We start from the raw sequence: 20,274 nt of genomic DNA, 5'->3' as shown, positions 1-20,274 counted from the left end.
GGCGTCCCCGCTTCCGTGCTTTGCCGTATGTTAAGGGAAAAGCAGGTAAGGCGGGGGCTGAAGGAGAACTGGCGGCAGTTTACCCTGCTGGTGGTGATCAATGCCTTTGTAGGGGCTATGGTGGGCCTGGAGCGTACCCTGTTGCCCCTCATAGCCGAAGCGGACTACGGGGTGGCCGCAGGCACGGCCGTGCTGTCCTTTATAGGCGTGTTTGGAGTGGCGAAGGCGCTCACGAACTACATGGCAGGGACATGGGCCAATGCCCTGGGCCGCAAGCGGCTCCTGGTGTGGGGCTGGCTCTTTGGCCTGCCAGTGCCCCTCCTACTGATCTATGCCCCCCACTGGCACTGGGTGGTGGCAGCCAATGTGCTGCTGGGCATAAACCAGGGGCTGGCGTGGTCCAGTACCGTAGTAATGAAAATAGACCTGGCCGGTGAAAAGGACCGCGGCCTGGCCATGGGGCTTAATGAGTCCGCAGGCTACCTGGCAGTGGGCGCAGTAGCCTTTCTGTCAGGATGGATAGCCTCCGAATACGGGCTGCGCCCCTACCCCTTTTACCTCGGCCTAGGCTTTGCCCTTACGGGGCTGCTGAGCAGTATCTTTTTCGTGAAAGACACCGCAGCGCATGTGAAGCAGGAAGCTGAGAGCACGGGCATGGCCAGGTTGAAGGAAGTATTTTGGGATACTACCTGGCGTAACAGAAATCTGGGCGCGGTAACGCAGGCGGGGCTCGTAAATAACCTCAATGATGGCATGGTATGGGGGCTCCTGCCCCTGCTGCTGACAGCCAAGGGATTTACCCTGGCAGAAACCGCCCAGGTCGTGGCCTTTTACCCCGCCGTGTGGGGGCTTGGACAGTTGGTAACCGGAAAGCTGGCAGACATATACCCTAAAAAGCGCCTGCTCTTCATGGGCATGCTGCTGCAGGGCCTTACCCTGCTGGCCATGGCCTTTGCGCAAAGCTACCTGGCATTTGTACTGCTGAGCACCCTGCTGGGCGCGGGCACTGCGGTGGTGTACCCTACCTTTCTGGCAGCCATAGCAGCACACAGCCACCCGGCCCAGCGCGCCAAAAGCATAGGTATCTTTCGGCTCTGGCGGGACCTGGGCTACGCCGCAGGGGCACTTATTACCGGTCTGGTAGCTACCTGGCTGGGCCTTAGCGCCTCTATGGGGGCAATAGCCGTACTCACCATGGCCTCGGGAGGCATAATATGGCTGCGAATGAAAAATGGCTGAAACAGGCAGATAGGCTAAAATGAAGACTAAGGCCTGCTGCAAACCTTAGCAGTGAGGATATTTTGGGGAAAGTTATCGGACATGTCTCAAATACGTATCGTAAGGGCAGATAAAACCGTATGCTAAAAAAGGCCCTGCCAAAGCGGGGCATTTAGTCTGATCATTTACTTATATCATCGTGAAGCGATTTCTACGGGTTCTGAAAAAAGCACTCCTTTGGATGCTGGCCCTCATACTTGTGCTCACTCTATTCATATTCCTATACATGCGCTTAGCAAAATTTGGTAAAAGCCCCGACGGTAACCGCCAGCAGCTTATCGAACAGTCCGACAACTACCGCGACGGACAGTTTCAAAACATACACCATACCCCCACCCTTACCGAAGGGCACTCTATGGGCGGCATATTGTACAAGCAACTATTTAAAGACCATCCCCGCCGCAAGCCCGAGGGCCCGATACCAAATGTAGGTACTGACCTGGAGAAGCTACCTGCCGGAGAGAATGTGCTGGTATGGTTCGGCCACTCATCCTACTATATGCAAATAGACGGCATGCGCTTTCTGGTAGACCCCGTCTTCAGCGGCAACGCCTCCCCCGTGCCCGGCTCTGTAAAGGCATTTGAAGGCGCAAATACCTATGGGGTGGATGACCTGCCGCCGATAGATTACCTCTTCATAAGCCACGACCACTATGACCACCTGGACTATGAGACCATCCTGAAGCTAAAAGACAAAGTAGGGGCCGTTATATGCGGCCTGGGTGTCGGATCGCACTTCGAGCATTGGGGCTACCCCGCAGATAAGCTGATTGAAAAGAACTGGCACGAAACCGTGGAGCTGGCAGAAGGCTTCAGGGTGCACACGGTGCCCTCAAGACACTTTTCAGGCAGGACCTTCAAGCGAAATAACACCTTGTGGCAGGCCTATGTACTGGAAACCCCTTCGCTAAAGATCTACATAGGCGGCGACAGTGGCTATGACACCCACTTTGCGGAGACAGGCGAGAAATTCGGCCCCGTGGACCTCGCCATACTGGAAAACGGACAATATAACGAAGCCTGGGAGGCCATACACATGCTGCCCCCTCAACTGCTGAAAGCGGCTACCGACCTGCAGGCAAAGCGGGTATTCCCCGTGCACAACGCCAAGTTTGTACTCGCTATGCACCCTTGGGACCAACCCATGAGGCACGTGACAGAACTGAATGAAGCCTACGGCTTTCCGCTGGTAACACCACGCATAGGCGAAGTGGTAGACCTCAACGACCCCGATCAGACCTTCGATCCCTGGTGGGAGGATGTGAAATAATGAGTGAATGCTACAATAATTGAATAATAGATTAATAGAATTATTGAATAAGGTGGCTGTCGTACTAGACCCTAGCTCGCCATCCACCCTGTAGAGGCGCGATTCATCGCCACTTGTGCCGTCTACCACCATACTGGCGAAACGTCATAATTGTACCAAAACCATTCCCCACCCCATAACATAGCCGTCAAGCTAAGGATGCAATGACCTGTAATTACCTAGCAGTACTGAAATTCCCCATCAGTCAGCTGACTGAAGGGGACCGGTTGGATAAATTTCGAAGAAATTTACCAACCAGGGGCGGGGTCGGGGGATGTCAGAGACTACTAATGAGTGAATAATGAATGCAAGAATGAGTGAATGCCACAATAATTGAATAATAGAGCTGTCGTAGTAGACCCTAGTTCGCCATCCCCCCTGTAGAGGCGCGATTCATCGCGACTTGTGCCGTCTGGCAGAAGGGCATTATAAGTGAGTTTCACTCGCTATTTGCAGGATGCCAGCTCTGGAATTCTCAACCTTATCATTAAATTTAATCATATAGAATCATATAAGGCTGTTAATAATGAGACAAGAAGCATATTTAATCACCCCTGGCAAGTCTGATGACCTACAGATAGTAGCCTATACTTCCGCATATCAATCCGCCTTCAAATCGCTGAATGAACGCTGGATAAACGAATACTTTGAGATGGAGGAAACTGACCAGCGGATGCTGGAAGAGCCGGAAAAGTATATACTGGATAAAGGCGGACACATACTGGTGGCATTAGAGAGAGATAAGCCCGTCGGGGTCTGTGCCCTCGTAGTAAAAAACGAAAAAGGGTACGACTATGAACTCGCGAAAATGGCCGTAGATCCATCCGCTCAGGGCAAAGGCATTGGCAAAATACTAGGCCAGGCAATAATAGAAAAAGCTAAGTCCCTGGGGGCTAAAAAGATTTTCCTCGTAAGCAATTCTAAGCTTGAACCTGCCATTTCCCTTTACAAAAAGTTAGGCTTCACAGAAATAGAGCATAAGGACGGACTCTATAAGCGCTGTAATGTGCAGATGGAGAAGGTCATTATTAATGAGTGAATGCCACAATAATCGAATAACAGATTCACACAATTATTCAATAATAGAGCTGTCGTAGTACCCTAGTTCGCCATCCCCCCTGTAGAGGCGCGATTCATCGCGACTTGTTCCGTCTGGCAGAAAACTGATTTTGAATAACAGATTCACAGAATTATTGAATAACAGGGCTGTCGTACTAGACCCTAGTTCGCCATCCCCCCCGTAGAGGCGCGATTCATCGCGACTTGTTCCGTCTACCACCATACTGGCGAAACGTCATAACAGCAACAAAACCGTTCCCCACTCCATGGCATGCCGTCAAGCTAAGGATGTAATGACCTGTAATTAGCTAGCAGTAAAGAAATTCCCCATCAGTCAGCTGACTGAAGGGGACCGGTTGGATAAATTTCGAAGAAATTTACCAACCAGGGGCGGGGTCGGGGGATGTCAGAGAGTACTAATGAGTGAATGTTGAATGCAAGAATGAGTGAATGCTACAATAATTGAATAACAGATTCACACAATTATTGAATAACGGGGCTGTCGTAGTAGACCCTAGTTCGCCATCCACCCCTGTAGAGGCGCGATTCATCGCGACTTGTTCCGTCTACCACCATGATGACGTAACGTCATAACAGCACCAAAACCAGGGGCGGGATCGCCATTTCGGTAAACTACTTAGGCTGAGCCAACCTTTTGCCAGAGGCACGCGCCAGGCCGCACCCACTCTAAAAAGTGCTCAACTGCTGACGTTAAGCCCATCCCAGTCCCATCGGGACGTCGTCTTTGTAGTCTAATTAAGCCAAAGTAACCCTGAGTGCCGTAGGCACGCAGCTTCATCTTCCGTGAAGTTAAATACCATCAGAGCGAATGCGGGAATGAGTGAATCAGAAGTAATAGAATAACAGATTTACCGAATAACCGAATGTCATAAATCACCATCCGTTATACATACCCCCACAATTCACCCGCCGCTATTAGACAGATAGGGCACGGTTAAAATATTGCCCGAAGGGCATCATCTCCTTGTAAATTTCAGTCACCTTATCAATGAACCCGTCAGCAGCTATCTCCTTTTGCGTAGTGCCGTACATAACGGCAAAGCTCTTCAGCCGCAGTAAGTCTATATGCTGATGCTCCTGGCTGTAGCCCTTAGGAGCTGTTTTCAGCTTATGTTTGCTGTCCAACTCGCCAAACATCTCTTTAAAAGACTTTTTATTGATGATCTTCTTCAGCTTCTCCCCATCATAATCTATCGCCGCCCTGATCTTATCCAGGTTTTCCTTCTTAGGCTTATACATGCCGCCCCCCACCAGGTTATTACGCAGACTCATTTGCAGGTAAAAGGTACTCGGGCCGCCCGATATATTCAGTTCCACCCCGAAGTAGTCTTTGTAGATAGGTTTATCAGGGTGGTACATAAGGTTATTATTGATACGGCTGATCGCCTTTCTGCCTTCCACAGGCATAAAAGCATCATCCGCAGCCGCAAGAGCCTCGTTCAACTCATTCGTCCATCGGATCACATAGTCCCGCGCAGCCTCATACTCATCACGGTGCCCGTCCATCCACTGCTTGTTATTATTAGCCTGCAGCTCACGCAGGAAGTCGAATACTTGGTAAAAACTCATACTACTTTTGGTTGGAAAAGATGATCAGGTGGTCCGGATTAGGCTAGTGTACAAACCTGGCAAACGTCAGGTTGTTTGGCAGGGCACGATCACTGGCCGGATGAGAATATAAGCTCCTTTCCCCTCCCATTATTTTACCTCAGACAAAACAATGCCCGGTGTTTCACACCAGGCATTTCAGGCATTTAAGAAGAATCTACGCTATTTTTTACGAAAGACCACTCCACCCCAAACCATGCCTGCTGCCGCCAAGGCCAGTCCTATCCAGAACGTAGAGGCAACGCCTCCCCCCACTTCCGCCATTTTAAACTCAAACTGGGTTTTGTTAAAGCTGTCTTTGTCTATTTCAATACCTTCTGCCCCATCGGGAAACGTGATGATCTGAGTCTGCTGTATAGGCACACCTCCACTGTTTTCAGTCGTTACCAGCATGTATTTGTTTTCCGACAGCTCCGTTATATCAGGGTTTTCATCCTCCGTTTCCAGTATCCAGCGTCCTTTTTTATCTACCTTACACACACCGTACGCCGTAAATGAAAAGGTAAACGACCGGTTCATATCATCTTTTTCCAGGTTGTAATCATCCATAAAGTAGCCGGGAAGTTGCCGTTCCATCGCTCTTTTAAGCATAGCCGGATTATTTCCGTAGGTTTGGTTCCATACCTGCCATTGGTTGGCATTCATATTCATAGAGACCACTACCCGGGCATCGCCGATAGAATCGATGCGCATTTCAATCTTTTGCTTCAGAATATCCTCGCCATATGAGGTAAAAGAAACAGCCAGGCATAGGATTATGAGAATATATTTCATGTCTGTTTTATTTAATACTGTTAAATACCCGGTTGATCATGCCGCTGTATTGGCTATATACCATGTCATTAGCTCCTACCGCCACAAACCTGTAGCCTCCCTGTATCGGAGCCATCTTTCCTTTCCAGGTAAACGTACCGTTTGTGCTATACGTCTTGCCGGCTATGTACCCTCCCTCGTCGCTGTACTGAAGCTCCATTCCCAAGTTGTAGAAGTATTGGTTGAGCACATTCATAGCAGAGCCGGGGTCGCTCGCAGGTATATCGAAAACTGACACATTTGCCATCATGTCGGGAGAGGCCACCTGGGCAGTCAGCACGGGCATTTGCGGAGAAGGGCGTGAGTACGTCTGCCAGCCAGACGGTATAGTAAAAGATAAAGGGCCGGGGTATCTGGCCGTACTACTACTGGTATCAGAAGGTCTGCGGCTACTGGTACTATTAGGCGTGGTATTAGATACAGTATACCGGTTAGCCTCCCGGGAGGTGGAAAAGTTCTTGGCAATATCGTCTACTTTCTTCCTCAAAAAATCGTTATCGGCCAGATCCATGCTTGTAACCCCCTGGCTATTTACACCATGAATATCCACAAGGTTGTACCGTGGGTCCCCCATTTGAGTCATTTTGATAAACTCATCCAGTTGCTTCATACCCGCCTTAAGAGCTTCCTGGCTATTAGCTATATTCCCTAAGCCTTCCCCCCCGATACCGGTAGCCTCTATCGCATAATACTGTCCGTTCATTCTAAAGCCCGGATAAGCATGACCGGGTATCATAAAAATGACCGGGTCAATTCCTGCTGCAGACATCACACTCGCATAAAGGGTGCTAAGCTCTATACACAGGCCCGTATTACCCGTAATTACCTCACGCGGGAGCCTCACATGCTGCACCATGGTCTGCACATCGTCCAGCGACTGGGGGATACCCTTTGTACTGGAGTATACCATATGAGACATAAGAGTGGCATCATATAGCCCCATCATAAACTTCACGGCCATTTCCGGGTTTTGGGATATGCCTGCCGCTTCTCCTTTCAATACTTTCTCCTGAATGATCTGGGTGTAATATTTTACTACAGGGTCACTTGGAGTAACAAAGCAGGCTACCAATTCATCATTGTCAAACATATCACTCCATCCCGCTACTTCGTCAGAAGGTATGCTGGTATAGGCAAAGTCATTTCGGCTCAGCATTTTGAATGAGAATGATTCTTCTATCAGATCATCGTCAGAGGCTCCTCTCCAGTCTATTTCTATTTCAGCCGTTTCAATAGACTCGGTGGTTTTTTCCGTTACATTCTTTTCGAATTTAGGGTAGCACGTAACCACGGCACTCTGCCCCGGCAGCATTTCACCCACTGTCTCCAGTTCAGTCCATTCTACCAGGCCAGGTATCCTGTACCTTATGACCACATCTTCAAGAGCGTTGCTCCGGTTATTCGTGATCTTCGATTTAAACAAATAGTATTTACCGCCAAGGGCTTCGGGGTTACCATATACTTTATGGGCAGCCGGCATTACGATCGGGGTTTTAACGATCTCCATATCGATCTTACCCGATTTTCCGGTTTCAAAAAAAGACAGACCCATGAGTAGCATGCCGGCAACAACTAGCAGAATAGGTGGGAATAGTTTCTTCATTGAAGCGTGTTTCTTGAGTGTTTTTTTACATAGGGAAAATACCCATTTTCACACACCTGAAAAAATTAAATAGCACTATTTTAATTAAATACTATATTTTTATATTATAAATTTTAAAAGAATCGGTTTAATAAATGATAAGACCGTTTTCGCAAAAACAATCTCTGAATCAGGCCCTATAATGGTTATGAGTGCTCGCATTTTAGCGTGAAAACATCAAATTATGCCTGAAACCAAAACCATTTCATTTTCTGATAAACGTTGGAAGGGATAAGGCGCATGGCCCCGCGAAACTGCTGCAGCCAAAGATAAGGACCGGCTTAAAGAATTTCGCCTATATTTGAAGTCTGTGACAAGAGGCCCTTCCCTTTAAGGGTAGATGTGTATGGAAGGGTCCACATTATCTCAATTGCTAATTATCGAATTACCAATGCGTAAACTTTTTTCATTTTTAATGACATTTCTTGCTTCGGCCGGCCTGTACGCACAGGAGTTAAGCTCTCCGGATGGCGACCTGACTATGCGTTTTAACCTACAGGATGGAGGAGTACCCTACTATTCACTTTCTTATAAAGGAAAAGAAGTCATCAAGCCCAGTAAGCTGGGCCTTATCACTAAAAACAAAGGCTCTCTTGCAGAAGGATTTACCCTCGAAAATACAGAGCAAAACACAGTAAATGAAACATGGAACCCCGTCTGGGGAGAGGAAGCCACCATATCTAATCATTACAACGAACTCGTAGTGACCCTCAGCCAGGATAAGCCTGCCAGGCGTACCATGAGCATCCGTTTTCGTCTCTTTGATGATGGCCTCGGCTTTCGCTATGAATTTCCCCGGCAGCGCGACCTGGCCTATTTCATCATTGCAGATGAAAAGACCGAGTTTGCTATGACCGGTGACCACACTGCCTTCTGGATTGCAGGTGATTATGACACCCAGGAGTATGACTACACTACCTCCAAACTGTCCGAGATCCGCGGCAAAATGGACGAGGCGGTAACTGAAAATGCCTCTCAGACCCCTTTTTCCCCTACCGGCGTGCAAACCGCCCTGCAGCTTAAAACTGCCGATGGCCTGTACATAAACCTGCACGAGGCAGCCCTGGTGGACTTCCCTGCCATGCACCTGAACCTGGATGATAAGACAATGGTATTTGAATCATGGCTTACACCGGATGCCAATGGCGACAAGGCATACATGCAGTCGCCCACAAGCACCCCATGGCGCACCATTATCGTCAGCGATGATGCCCGCGACATACTCGCCAGCAGGATCACCTATAACCTGAATGAACCTAACAAAATAGACGACACCTCATGGATACGACCCATAAAGTATGTAGGCGTATGGTGGGAAATGATCACCGGCAAGAGTTCATGGAACTATACAAGTAAATTACCCTCTGTACAGATAGGTGAAACCGACTTTAGCAAGGTAGAGCCGAATGGTCGACACGCTGCCAATACAGAGCATGTGAAGGAATACATTGATTTCGCCTCTGAGCATGGCTTCGATGCAGTGCTTGTGGAAGGCTGGAATATTGGCTGGGAAGATTGGTTCGGTAATTCAAAAGACTACGTCTTCGACTTTGTCACCCCCTACCCCGACTTTGATGTGGAAGAACTGCAGCAATATGCAGCCGACAACGGCGTGGAACTGATGATGCACCACGAGACATCCAGCTCGGTACGTAACTACGAGCGCCATATGGACAAAGCCTACCAGTTCATGAAAGACCATGGCTATAACTCTGTGAAAAGCGGGTATGTAGGAGACATACTGCCCCGCGGTGAATACCACTACAGCCAGTGGATGGTAAACCACTACCTCTACGCAGTAAAGAAAGCGGCAGAGTATGAGATCATGGTCAATGCGCACGAGGCAGTAAGACCTACCGGCGTAGCCCGCACCTGGCCTAACCTCATCGGTAATGAGTCCGCCCGCGGTACAGAGTACCAGGCCTTTGGCGGCAGCAAAGCCAATCACGTAGCTATCCTCCCCTTTACCCGCCTCATCGGTGGCCCTATGGACTACACACCAGGCATATTCGAGATGGACATCAGCAAGCTGAACCCTAATAATCAATCGCACGTCAATGCCACCCTCGCTAACCAGCTTGCGCTGTACCTGACCATGTACAGCCCGCTGCAGATGGCCGCTGACCTGCCTGAAAACTACATGCGCTTTCCCGATGCCTTCCAGTTCATAAAAGACGTAGCCATAGACTGGCAGGAGAGCCAGTACCTGGAGGCCGAGCCAGGGCAATACATCACCGTAGCCCGCAAAGCAAAAGACAGCGGCCAGTGGTTTATGGGAAGCGTGGGCGGATACGAAGCCCGTACCTCAACGGTGGACCTGGATTTTCTGGAAAAAGGCAGGAAGTACATCGCCACCATCTACGCCGATGCCAAAGATGCGCACTATAAAACAAACCCGCAGGCCTACACCATCAACAAATACGTAGTGACCAGCAAATCGAAGCTATCCCAATACGTAGCACCGGGCGGAGGGTACGCCATCAGCTTTAAAGAAGCCGAAAAAGGTGAAACAAAAGGGCTGAAGAAACTATGATGTATCGTTAGTGGAATGGTTAATTGTCCCTTAGCCATTCATGCTGAAAAAGCTGTTAAAGGCCACTTTCCCGTGATGGGAGGTGGCTTTTTCTATATCATACCCCTATCTCAGGATTATAGAAAGGTCGTTTAAAAGCGCTGCAGATCAGCCATAACCCTATCCAGGTCCGGCCGGCTTTTACGTAGCTTCATCGCCAGATTCGTAAGCATACCTTCCCTATCATCATTTTCAATAATAAAATCGTTTTCCGTAAGAACAGGAAAGTGGTACTTCATCATGACCTTTATCTCTCTCCAGCTTCTAATTATTTTCATATGGTATTTAGTTATTCATTGATAGTGAATTAGCCCGTGCATTCCCCAGCACCCGCAACATCCTGTAGTGCTGCTTCAGCGCAGCACCAAAACTCTGATAAGACTGGTAAGGAATGTCAAATTCCTCTGCCGTAGTCCTGACTATCTGTGAGATCTTTTCATAGTGCACATGGCAGATATTAGGAAACAGATGGTGCTCTATCTGGTAATTAAGCCCGCCGATGAGCCACGAAAACACCTTACTTCTCGGGCAATAGTTAGCCGTAGTCCTTACCTGGTGGGCCAGCCATTCCTCACTAATCGTATCATTATGATCGGGCATATTAAATTCAGTTTCCGGCATAACGTGAGCAGTCTGAAAAACCACACTTATGATAAGGCCCGTCATAAAATGCATGGTGAGAAAAGCACCGATCACCACAAGAGGAGATACAGGCAGCAAAATGATAGGTAATATGAGCGTGTAGAAAAAGTAAAGAGCTTTCCAGCCAATAACCTTGATCAACGTGTTTCTATAGGCATTTTTACCTTTCACAAAGCCCAGCTTTTTATACCTTGTTAACCTCACAAAGTCTTTGCTCGTGATCCAGGAAATAGTGGATAGTCCATAAAAGAACCAGGTATAAAGATGCTGGTATTTATGTATAGCATTCCAGCGGCTGTTTGGTGAAAACCTGAGAAACCACGGCGGGTTAATGTCATCATCATGCCCCTCAATATTCGTGTAGGTATGGTGCAATACATTATGCTGAATCTTCCATACCGTAGCATTAGCCCCTATCAGGTTCATAGTATAACCCAGCCACCTGTTTTTTTGAGAGCTTTTGGTATAGCTGCCATGAATCGCATCGTGCATCACATTCATCCCCACCCCGGCCATACCTATACCGCTTATCATATACAAAGCGAAGATAAGCCAGGCACTTTCTATAAGCCCCGTATATAAAATAAAAATAGGAACAAGGTATAAAGACATGATGAAGACAGTCTTCGTCACCATGTTAGCATTACCGTTCTTACTGATCAGGTTATCTGAAAAATAATGATTGACGCGATTACGGAGGGTCTTGGAAAATCCATCAGCGGCCGGTCGCTTAAACCGGATATTTGTTAAGGCCATAATAAAATAAATTCAAAGGTAAATGATCCGGAAATGGAATAAGGCTAAATAGCGAATTTAAATATTACAGCTCCAGAGATAAATACTCATAAAGCCCGGTCATCTATTACGCAAAACAGGGCTCGTATAAATAACCGGCACCAAAGCATTTAAGTTTGGTTAAAATCCTACAAATCGTATTTAATTCACACAAAGGGGCAGCCATGAGAAATAGCCTGAACATGGGAGTAAATAAAACAATAATTGACTGCCTGGCGAAAAGCCGGAACAGCTTTAAATAAGAGCCTCCCTGTCACATTTTTCCCTTTACCAATAGCGGTCCGGAGTACCCCTTATTCATTCCTCTTGGGCTAACGTAACATCTGTTACACTTTTTCTGCCTGAGGCCAGGTACCTTAGGTATGCAAACCTAACATGGACTCATAAATGAAATCACACTATCAAATACTCATCATAGGAGGAGGTACCGCCGGCATCATGACGGCAGCTACTATGCTCAACAAGGACAAATCCCTTGACATAGCCATCATTGAACCTTCGGACACGCACTACTATCAACCTGCCTGGACCCTCGTGGGGGCAGGTACCTACGATTACCAAAAGACGCGGCGCCCTATGGCAGAAGTCATGCCAAAAGGGGCTGACTGGATAAAGGACCACGCAGATTCTTTTGACCCTGAAAACAACTCGGTACATACCCATGCCAGTGGTAACCTTACCTATGATTACCTGGTCGTATGCCCCGGCCTGGTCATGGAGCCTTCGCTCATAGAGGGCCTGGCAGAGTCCCTTGGCAAAGGCGTGGTATGCAGTAACTACACCGACCCCCTGCACACCTATGAGGTACTTAAAAACTTCAGGGGAGGCAATGCCATCTTCACCCAGCCCACCACCCCTATCAAGTGTGGCGGGGCACCGCAGAAGATCGCCTACCTGGCAGCCGATTACTTCAGAAAACATAAGATTGACGCAAATGTCATCTTTGCCACCCCGGGCGCCGTCATATTTGGTGTGAAGGAGATTGCCGCCACCCTGCACCAGGTAATCAACCGCTACGGCATACACTTCAGGCCCTTCTATGCCCCTGTGAAAATTGACGGCGCCAACCGTATCGCCACCTTTAAGTATGTGAAACCGGGCGAAAATCAGTGCACCATCACAGAGAATAACGACCTCGGCGAAGTACTCTCCTCTGAAGGTGCCAATACCATCCGGGTGCCCTTCGATATGCTGCACCTCGCCCCGCCACAGGCAGCCCCCCGGTTCATTCGTGAGTCACCCCTCGTCAATGAAGCCGGATGGGTAGACGTAGACACACAAACCTTGCAGCATAAACGCTACCCCAACATCTTCAGCCTCGGAGATGTCGCTGCCCTCCCTACCGCCAAAACAGGCGCCGCCATTCGCAAGCAGATGCCCGTAGTGGTGGATAATATCATGCACCTTATCCAAGACAAAAAGATAGGCAGCAAACACTACAATGGCTATTCATCATGCCCCCTCGTAACAGGCTATCGTAAAATGGCCCTGGCAGAGTTCGACTACAATCAGAAGTTCACCCCCGATCCCAAGCTTAAGCAATTGCTCATATTCGACAGCAGTAAGGAACACTGGCGCCTATGGATGCTCAAAAAATACGGCCTCCCCTACCTCTATTGGAACAAGATGATGAAAGGAAAAGAAGTCTGAAAAGATAATTACAGAGTAATTGAATAATAGAGTAATTGAGTCACAGAATAATTGAATAACGACGGCTATTGTAGTAGCCTCTAGTCCCCCATCCACCCCGTAGAGGCGCGATTCATCGCGACTTGCAGCGCATAGCAGAAAGGTGGCTAATGAGTGAATTTTGAATAAGAGAATGGTGAATCATTGAATAACAGAATTAGTGAAGATTGGTGCTGTCCTAGTAGGCCATAGTTCGTCATCCACCCTGTAGAGGCGCCATTCATCGCGCCTTGCAGCGCATAGCAGAAAAGTGGCTAATGAGTGAATTTTGAATGAGAGAATGGTGAATCATTGAATAACAGAATTAGTGAAGATTGGTGCTGTCCTAGTAGGCCATAGTTCGTCATCCACCCTGTAGAGGCGCGATTCATCGCGACTTGCAGCGCATAGCAGAAAGATTATTATTTACTCCCTCACCCATATACCCCTAAAACCGAACATTATACATACCTTTGTGCATCCCAAAATCTATTAAATGCTGAAATCATGTAATCTACGTACCTGCATCATACAGTAATCCATACCCGCCACGCGGGTAACTGGCATTGTATTGTCTTTTCTAAACGTAGTATTATATGAAAATCCATAACTATTCAGCAGAACCCCTGCATAAATTATATAGCTGGATACCACCAGGCCTGAAAGCGGATGAGATCGTATTCTTTCCCGATGCGTGCTCCGGTAAGTCACCATTGCCTACAGGCACCGTCGTGAAGACCAGCCAGCCCGATTGGCGCAGGTTTGCCGTCTCAGACTGTGGTTGCGGCATGCTGCTGGCCAGATCCTCTGTTGCCCCTGAGGACTTTGACCCCAGGGCATGGGACGCTGTGTACCGGGACCTGAAAAGGAACAAAGGCAAGCTTGGCGACCTGGGCTCAGGCAATCATTTTCTCGATGCCATAAGGCCCTATGATGAAGACAGCCTGTATTTTCTCATACATACAGGGTCGCGCAATGAGTCGAAGCTTGTAGATCACCTCGTGGATCAAAGGGAAGCTTTTGACAGCACCTTTGCTTCAGTCTGTGAGTGGGCCTCTCAAAATCGTAAAGCTGTATTAAAAGTGGTCGAAAAGCACTTTGGCAAAACCGAACTGATGCTGGACAAGGACCACAATCACTTTGAAGTGATCGATGATGGCGTCATCATTCGAAAAGGCGCCTCCAGACTACAGCCCGGTGAAATGACAGTGGTCCCCTCTCATATGACAGGGGACATCGTCACCCTGCGCGGTAAGATCACAGTAGAAGATGTCTTTCACTCCATGTGCCACGGCACAGGACGCACCATGTCACGCTCAGAGGCCAAAGGGCTGGCCAGGAGCTATGATTACAGGCAAATGAGGGAACGAATCTATATCCCGGAGGAGATCAGCAATGACTCCATCAAGACAGACGCGCCCTACTGCTATCGCGACCTGGACCAGTGCCTGTCGCTGATAGATGAGCTGGTAGAGGTAGTGCAGCGGTTCAGCCCCATTGCCTACCTCGGCCAGATATAGACCAAAACAAACCCCCTCGCCATTAATCAGCCGAGGGGGTTACTATATATCACCTAGGAGTCATCAGCCCTCCAGGGCTGCTACAGCCTCCTCATTTTGTTGTTTTCTCGCGTGGTCTATAGGCTTCATCCCATTGTTATCTTCCACACCCTTTTCCGCACCTGCTTCCAGCAGCATTTTCACCACTTCGCCATTCGCATAGCCCGCAGCAAAGGTAAGAGCCGTAGCCATGGTATAATTTCGGGCATGCACATCAGCCCCGTTTTGGAGCAGCCATGCAATCATGTCCTTATTCCCTTTAAAAACCGACCCCATAAGAGGCGTATTGCCTGCCATATCCCGGCCATTGATATCAGCCCCATGAGAGATCAGAAACTCCGCTACCTCCTTCCGGCCGGTATACACCGCCATCACCAGAAGCGGAAAGCCCCGCTCATCTTTCTGATTAACAACTTCAGGATTTTTTTCATAGGCAGATCTGATATACTCCACATCACCGTTACGGCAGGCTTCGAATAATTCGGACATATTCAAAAAGTAAGATTAAGTTATCGCTATCATTTCCCATTCAGGGCGACCCATTCCGGGCAGGCAAAATATATCATTTTTGCCCGGGCAGTCATAATTCAGGGATGGAATTTTGAATAACTGACCCAGCACCCCACCTGCCCCCAACCACAGCACAGTCATCACCCTTAAGCCTGCATGCCCTTTCATGAAGGCAGCCCCCTCAGGTTAAGACACCATGAGAGACCATGTTAACTCCGCCACCTTATGCACCTGATAAGTAGAGTTTTCCGTAGAGGCATGTAAGTATCAGCCACCTACCAGCCATAGGGAATATCCAGGGGAGACGATAGAAAATGAGAACCTTCACCGCTAATCCTGTTATAGAAGAGAGTCCGGAGCCTGCAGGTGGCAAAACCTCTGTTAGGCCATAGGCTATCGTCAGGTTTCCCTTTATTTTTTTTAATCACTTACTACCTCTTTTTTGCATGATCGTAGCACGTAACCTCAGGTGGAGACATATCCTGCACTATACATGGAAGCCCATGCTTTACTTCCTCCTTCTTTCCCTGGGGGTTTTTGTACTTCATAAAGTGTACGGGCTGTTCTGGCTTACCATCCCCTTTAATGGCCTGGCCACACTTAGTACGGCCCTTGCCATCTACCTAGGTTTTAAAAACAACAACGCCTACGACCGATGGTGGGAAGCCCGTAAAATATGGGGGCTGCTGGTAAACTATAGCCGCGCATGGGGGCGTGAAGTGCTCACCCTGCCTATGACCGAAGTAGAGAGCGAAAAGAACGACCTCAATAAATGGAAAAGGCAAATGATCTGCCGTCACATAGCGTTTGTCCATGCCCTAAGAGTCTTCTTGCGCCAGAAGCACGCCTATAATGAAAATGGCGTGGAGGAGCTCATACGCGAGCCAAATGACTATAACGATACCATTTCATTTCTGTCTAAAGAAGAATTTGAGAACACCCTGGAAAGAAACAATCCGCCCAACCACATCAACCGGCTACAAGGTGAGAGCCTCCAGTACGCATATCGGCGCGGGTGGCTGTCCGACTTCCGCTACGTACAGATGAGTACAACCCTCACAGAGTTCAACAACCATCAGGGCATGAGCGAGCGGATAAAAAACACCCCCCTGCCACGTCCCTACAGCTTCTTCAGCCGCGTATTTGTGTACCTGCACGGCACACTCGTCCCTTTTGCCTTTGTGGAAGAACTCGGCTGGATAAATATCGTGATCGCCCTTGTAATAAACTTCGTATTCCTCGCCCTGGACCTCGTCGGAGAACGTACAGAAGACCCGTTTGAAAACAGGATAGACGACACCCCACTTACCGCTATCAGTGTCACCATAGAAGAGAACCTCAAAGAAATGATGGATGAAGAAGAGCTACCCCAAAAGCCTGCAGCCGTGAAGGGAGCGATATTTTAACTATGCATAGCCAGCAAAACCGATTTGGCAGATAATGCTGCCGGAACCAAACACTCATTTTTAATTATGAACAAAAGAAAATTAGGAAATACCAGTCTGCAGACCTCCCCCATCGTTTTTGGAGGCAATGTATTCGGCTGGACACTTGACCAGAAAGCCTCATTCCAAATGCTGGATGAGGTGACCGCCTCCGGGTTCGATACCATAGATACTGCAGATGTCTACTCCCGGTGGGTAGAAGGCAATCAGGGCGGAGAGTCCGAAACCCTTATTGGCAAATGGATGAAAGACCGCGGAAACAGGCAGGAGATCACCCTTATCACTAAAGTAGGCTCTGACATGGGACAAGGACAGAAAGACCTTTCGGAAAAACACATACTGAAGGCCGCCGATGACTCACTAAGGCGCTTACAGACCGACCATATAGATTTGTACCTCACCCACTGGGATGACGACCGCACACCTGTAGAGGAAACACTCGGCGCCTATCAGAAGCTGATAGAGGCAGGCAAAATCCGCTACATCGGTGCTTCAAACCTTTCATCCGGGCGGTTAAAAGCTTCCCTGGAGGCAAGCAAAAAGCATAACCTGCCACGTTACGAAGTATTCCAGCCGGAGTACAACCTCTATGACCGCCAGGGCTATGAGAAAGGCGTGGCAGACATATGCAAAAACGAAGGGCTCGCCGTCATCACCTACTTTTCCCTGGCCAGTGGATTCCTAACCGGTAAATACCGCAAAAAAGAAGACATGGAAAACAAAGCCCGTAGTGGCATGGTGAAAAAGTACCTCGATGACCGTGGCCTCAACATACTCAAGGCACTGGATGAAACCTCACAAAAGCACGGCGTGACTCAGGCGGGCGTAGCCCTCGCCTGGTTGATACAGTCCCCACTCGTGACCGCCCCTATTGCCAGTGCCACCAAAAGCAGCCATCTGGCCGCATTTACCCAAGCCACTGCCCTTACCCTCGACCAGGAAGACCTGGAAAAACTCAATGCAGCCTCTAAAGATAATAGCAGCGCTGCATGAGAATCTTAATCACCCTGGTACTTGTCAGTCTGGCCGGACTTATCTCCGGCCCGGCTTTTTCCCAGGCCCTGCAAAAGGAGGTAATCAAAGCCAAAGACAACCTGTACTTCACCGGAGACAGAACCTACTCCGCCTTCTACATCACAGATGAGGGAGTCATTGTGATAGACCCGCTGGACTCAGCCAATGCAGCCTTCACCATGCAGGCTATCCGTAGCCTCACCAAAAAGCCCGTCACCTATGTTTTCTACAGTCACAATCACTGGGACCACATCAGCGGAGCCCGGGTATTTAAAGACCAGGGCGCAAAGATCGTCAGCCATCAGAAGGCTGCAGACAATATAGCCCCCAACCCGGACGTACTCATGCCCGACAGCACCTGGCAGGGAGACTATGCGACATTCACCTACGGAGGGCACACCATCGAGCTATATTATTACGGCTACAACCACGGCAATGGCATGACAGTCTTCCGCTTTCCCCAACACAATGCCGTGTTCATCATCGACCTCGTCGTGCCCGACCGCGTGCTATACGCTTACCTGCCGGACGCCTCACCCCGAAACTGGGTACAGCACCTGCAAGAGATACAGAAGCTTGACTTCGATGAGGCCTACTTCTCACACCTACGGGCCATAGGCGACCGCAGCGACCTCACCCTCATGCAAAACTACTTCCGCGACCTCTACGCCGCCGTAGAGCAGGCCCTTAACGACGGCACCCCCTTCTTCGATATCCCCCAATCCGTAAAACTCCCCCAATACAGCCACCTTAAAAACTACGACACATGGCTCCACATGAACGTCTGGCGCATACTGATGGAGAAAAGCATAGGACAGTGATAGTTAATGAGTGAATTTTGAATGAGAGAATGAGTGAATTGTTGAGTAATTGAATAATAGATTAATAGAATTATTGAATAAAGGGGCTGGTATAGTAGCCTGTATTTCCTCACCCACCCTCGTAGAGGCGCCATTCATCCCGACTTGTAGCGGATAGTAAAATGACGGAGTCAAAATTAATCACCCCCATCAAATAAATCCCAAAAATCATGGTTTAGACAATAATCGTAATCAAGAAAACCCTAAAAATCGTACTACATAACCCGTAGAGGCGCGATTCATCCCGACTTGCCCCGGCCAAAAACCGAACTTAATCATGCCAATCAAGAAAATCCTATAAATCAGGGTTTAGACAAAAAAGGCAATCTACCCAACCCCGAAATCACACCCCAGAAAATCACGCCAATCAGGCAAATCCTATAAATCAGGGTTTAGACAATAATCGTAATCAAGAAAACCCTAAAAATCGCACTACATAACCCGTAGAGACGCGATTCATCCCGACTTGCGCCGACCAAAAACCGAACTTAATCATGCCAATCAAGAAAATCCTATAAATCATGGTTTAGACAATGAGCACAACCCTTTGAAATCGCCCTATTTTTGTACTTTTACAACACTGACCCACTCCATAATATGTCACTCTTGCCATAAATCTGCTTTATTGGCCTTATTAACCCTTCGCTTCTGATTCGCTCATCCTACGGTTCTGCTTCGCTTCTCCTTCGCTTATAGTCTTACTTGAGTCCATCCTACGTTCGCCCTGCCTTCGCCCCTGCCTCATTGCAAGTCTATAATTGTACTATTTATATAAACCCCACAGACCTAACGACCTTCACCATCTTGCATCTGCGCTGAAAGGAGCGATAATTTTACCCCTGGCAAAAGATGAAATCACGCCAATCAAGAAAACCCTATACCCGTAGAGCCGCGATTCATCCCGACTTGTAGCGGATAGTAAAATGACGGAGTCAAAATTAATCACGCCCATCAAATAAATCCCAAAAATCATGGTTTAGACAATAAAGGCAATCCTCCCAACTCCGAAATCACGCCACAGAAAATCACGCCAATCAAGTAAATCCTATAATAAATCAGGGTTTAGACAATAATCGTAATCAAGAAAACCCTAAAAATCGCACTACATAACCCGTAGAGCCGCGATTCATCCCGACTTGCCCCGGCCAAAAACCGAACTTAATCACGCCAATCAAGTAAATCCTATAAATCATGGTTTAGACAATCACGCCCTTCCCATCTCATTCCGCACAGTCTAACCAAACTAAACACACAAACAATTATTACCCTGACAATTATCCCATTGTACAATGGTAATTGTATTACCCCGGGAAGTAAACAGTGACAAAACCGCCTAAAAACACATTCAAAGCCTATTTTTCCTGATTTATCACAGGTTACATGTCATTAACTCATAGTTGACAAATAAATAGCGTATAGCTATAATGTGATTGTAATCGCCGGTGATTTTTTTAATCGATACATTTTAGCTGAGCACCT

Annotated in this window: 16 protein-coding genes; 9 read left to right on the top strand and 7 right to left on the bottom strand. The window is 48.2% G+C overall.

What is annotated here, in order from left to right; all coding sequences use genetic code 11:
- Window positions 1–27: 27 nt before the first annotated feature.
- The 3 genes from AB9P05_RS17815 to AB9P05_RS17805 all read left to right on the top strand — a co-directional run bounded on the left by AB9P05_RS17815 (window position 28) and on the right by AB9P05_RS17805 (window position 3,626).
- Window positions 28–1,239 carry an MFS transporter gene (locus tag AB9P05_RS17815; RefSeq protein ID WP_371910193.1) on the top strand — a complete coding sequence of 404 codons (1,212 nt, stop codon included), beginning with the start codon at window positions 28–30 and terminating at the stop codon, window positions 1,237–1,239.
- A 178-nt stretch (window positions 1,240–1,417) separates the two neighbouring features.
- Window positions 1,418–2,548 (top strand): MBL fold metallo-hydrolase, encoded by a 1,131-nt coding sequence (locus AB9P05_RS17810; protein WP_371910192.1) that lies wholly within the window; start codon window positions 1,418–1,420, stop codon window positions 2,546–2,548.
- 565 nt (window positions 2,549–3,113) lie between these two features.
- Window positions 3,114–3,626, top strand: a complete 513-nt coding sequence (locus AB9P05_RS17805; protein WP_371910191.1) for a GNAT family N-acetyltransferase — start codon at window positions 3,114–3,116, stop codon at window positions 3,624–3,626.
- A 33-nt stretch (window positions 3,627–3,659) separates the two neighbouring features.
- On the opposite strand, the gene AB9P05_RS17800 is transcribed toward AB9P05_RS17805, so the two are convergent.
- The 4 genes from AB9P05_RS17800 to AB9P05_RS17785 form a co-directional block, all read right to left on the bottom strand.
- Window positions 3,660–3,869: a hypothetical protein gene (locus tag AB9P05_RS17800; RefSeq protein ID WP_371910190.1), complete on the bottom strand. Its 210-nt coding sequence runs from the start codon at window positions 3,867–3,869 to the stop codon at window positions 3,660–3,662.
- A 713-nt stretch (window positions 3,870–4,582) separates the two neighbouring features.
- Window positions 4,583–5,236, bottom strand: a complete 654-nt coding sequence (locus AB9P05_RS17795) for a DUF2461 domain-containing protein (RefSeq protein ID WP_371910189.1) — start codon at window positions 5,234–5,236, stop codon at window positions 4,583–4,585.
- A gap of 201 nt (window positions 5,237–5,437) precedes the next feature.
- Window positions 5,438–6,049, bottom strand: a complete 612-nt coding sequence (locus AB9P05_RS17790; protein WP_371910188.1) for a hypothetical protein — start codon at window positions 6,047–6,049, stop codon at window positions 5,438–5,440.
- 7 nt (window positions 6,050–6,056) lie between these two features.
- Window positions 6,057–7,691 (bottom strand): hypothetical protein, encoded by a 1,635-nt coding sequence (locus tag AB9P05_RS17785; RefSeq protein ID WP_371910187.1) that lies wholly within the window; start codon window positions 7,689–7,691, stop codon window positions 6,057–6,059.
- 430 nt (window positions 7,692–8,121) lie between these two features.
- Between AB9P05_RS17785 and AB9P05_RS17780 the strand changes: the two genes are divergently transcribed.
- Entirely contained in the window at window positions 8,122–10,263 is a 2,142-nt protein-coding gene (locus AB9P05_RS17780; protein ID WP_371910186.1) for a glycoside hydrolase family 97 protein, read from the top strand.
- A gap of 131 nt (window positions 10,264–10,394) precedes the next feature.
- Here AB9P05_RS17780 and AB9P05_RS17775 read toward each other — a convergent pair whose 3' ends face one another.
- A complete protein-coding gene (locus tag AB9P05_RS17775; protein WP_371910185.1) occupies window positions 10,395–10,580 on the bottom strand; it encodes a hypothetical protein in 186 nt (61 codons plus the stop codon).
- 7 nt (window positions 10,581–10,587) lie between these two features.
- Window positions 10,588–11,700, bottom strand: coding sequence for a fatty acid desaturase (locus tag AB9P05_RS17770; protein ID WP_371910184.1), 1,113 nt, complete (start codon window positions 11,698–11,700; stop codon window positions 10,588–10,590).
- A 426-nt stretch (window positions 11,701–12,126) separates the two neighbouring features.
- Here AB9P05_RS17770 and AB9P05_RS17765 point away from each other — a divergent pair, with 426 nt between their 5' ends.
- Together AB9P05_RS17765 and AB9P05_RS17760 are read left to right on the top strand one after the other, a co-directional pair.
- Window positions 12,127–13,389 (top strand): FAD/NAD(P)-binding oxidoreductase, encoded by a 1,263-nt coding sequence (locus AB9P05_RS17765; RefSeq protein WP_371910183.1) that lies wholly within the window; start codon window positions 12,127–12,129, stop codon window positions 13,387–13,389.
- A 614-nt stretch (window positions 13,390–14,003) separates the two neighbouring features.
- On the top strand, window positions 14,004–14,927 hold the full coding sequence (locus tag AB9P05_RS17760; protein WP_371910182.1) for an RtcB family protein: 924 nt from the start codon (window positions 14,004–14,006) through the stop codon (window positions 14,925–14,927).
- 63 nt (window positions 14,928–14,990) lie between these two features.
- On the opposite strand, the gene AB9P05_RS17755 is transcribed toward AB9P05_RS17760, so the two are convergent.
- A complete protein-coding gene (locus AB9P05_RS17755) occupies window positions 14,991–15,455 on the bottom strand; it encodes an ankyrin repeat domain-containing protein (protein WP_371910181.1) in 465 nt (154 codons plus the stop codon).
- 467 nt (window positions 15,456–15,922) lie between these two features.
- On the opposite strand from AB9P05_RS17755, the gene AB9P05_RS17750 reads away from it, so the two are divergent.
- The 3 genes from AB9P05_RS17750 to AB9P05_RS17740 all read left to right on the top strand — a co-directional run bounded on the left by AB9P05_RS17750 (window position 15,923) and on the right by AB9P05_RS17740 (window position 18,756).
- Window positions 15,923–16,882 carry a bestrophin family protein gene (locus AB9P05_RS17750; RefSeq protein WP_371910180.1) on the top strand — a complete coding sequence of 320 codons (960 nt, stop codon included), beginning with the start codon at window positions 15,923–15,925 and terminating at the stop codon, window positions 16,880–16,882.
- 66 nt (window positions 16,883–16,948) lie between these two features.
- Window positions 16,949–17,914, top strand: coding sequence for an aldo/keto reductase (locus tag AB9P05_RS17745; RefSeq protein WP_371910179.1), 966 nt, complete (start codon window positions 16,949–16,951; stop codon window positions 17,912–17,914).
- The gene (locus AB9P05_RS17740; RefSeq protein ID WP_371910178.1) at window positions 17,911–18,756 is read left to right on the top strand and encodes an MBL fold metallo-hydrolase; all 846 of its coding nucleotides are present in this window, start codon (window positions 17,911–17,913) and stop codon (window positions 18,754–18,756) included. The genes AB9P05_RS17745 and AB9P05_RS17740 overlap by 4 nt, the downstream gene beginning before the upstream one ends.
- Window positions 18,757–20,274: the final 1,518 nt, after the last annotated feature.

The sequence above is a fragment of the Roseivirga sp. BDSF3-8 genome, from assembly GCF_041449215.1.
In the GTDB taxonomy this organism is placed as follows: Bacteria; Bacteroidota; Bacteroidia; order Cytophagales; family Cyclobacteriaceae; genus JBGNFV01.
Note: the sequence above shows the minus strand (reverse complement) of the source record. Positions and strands in the feature narration are given on the sequence as shown.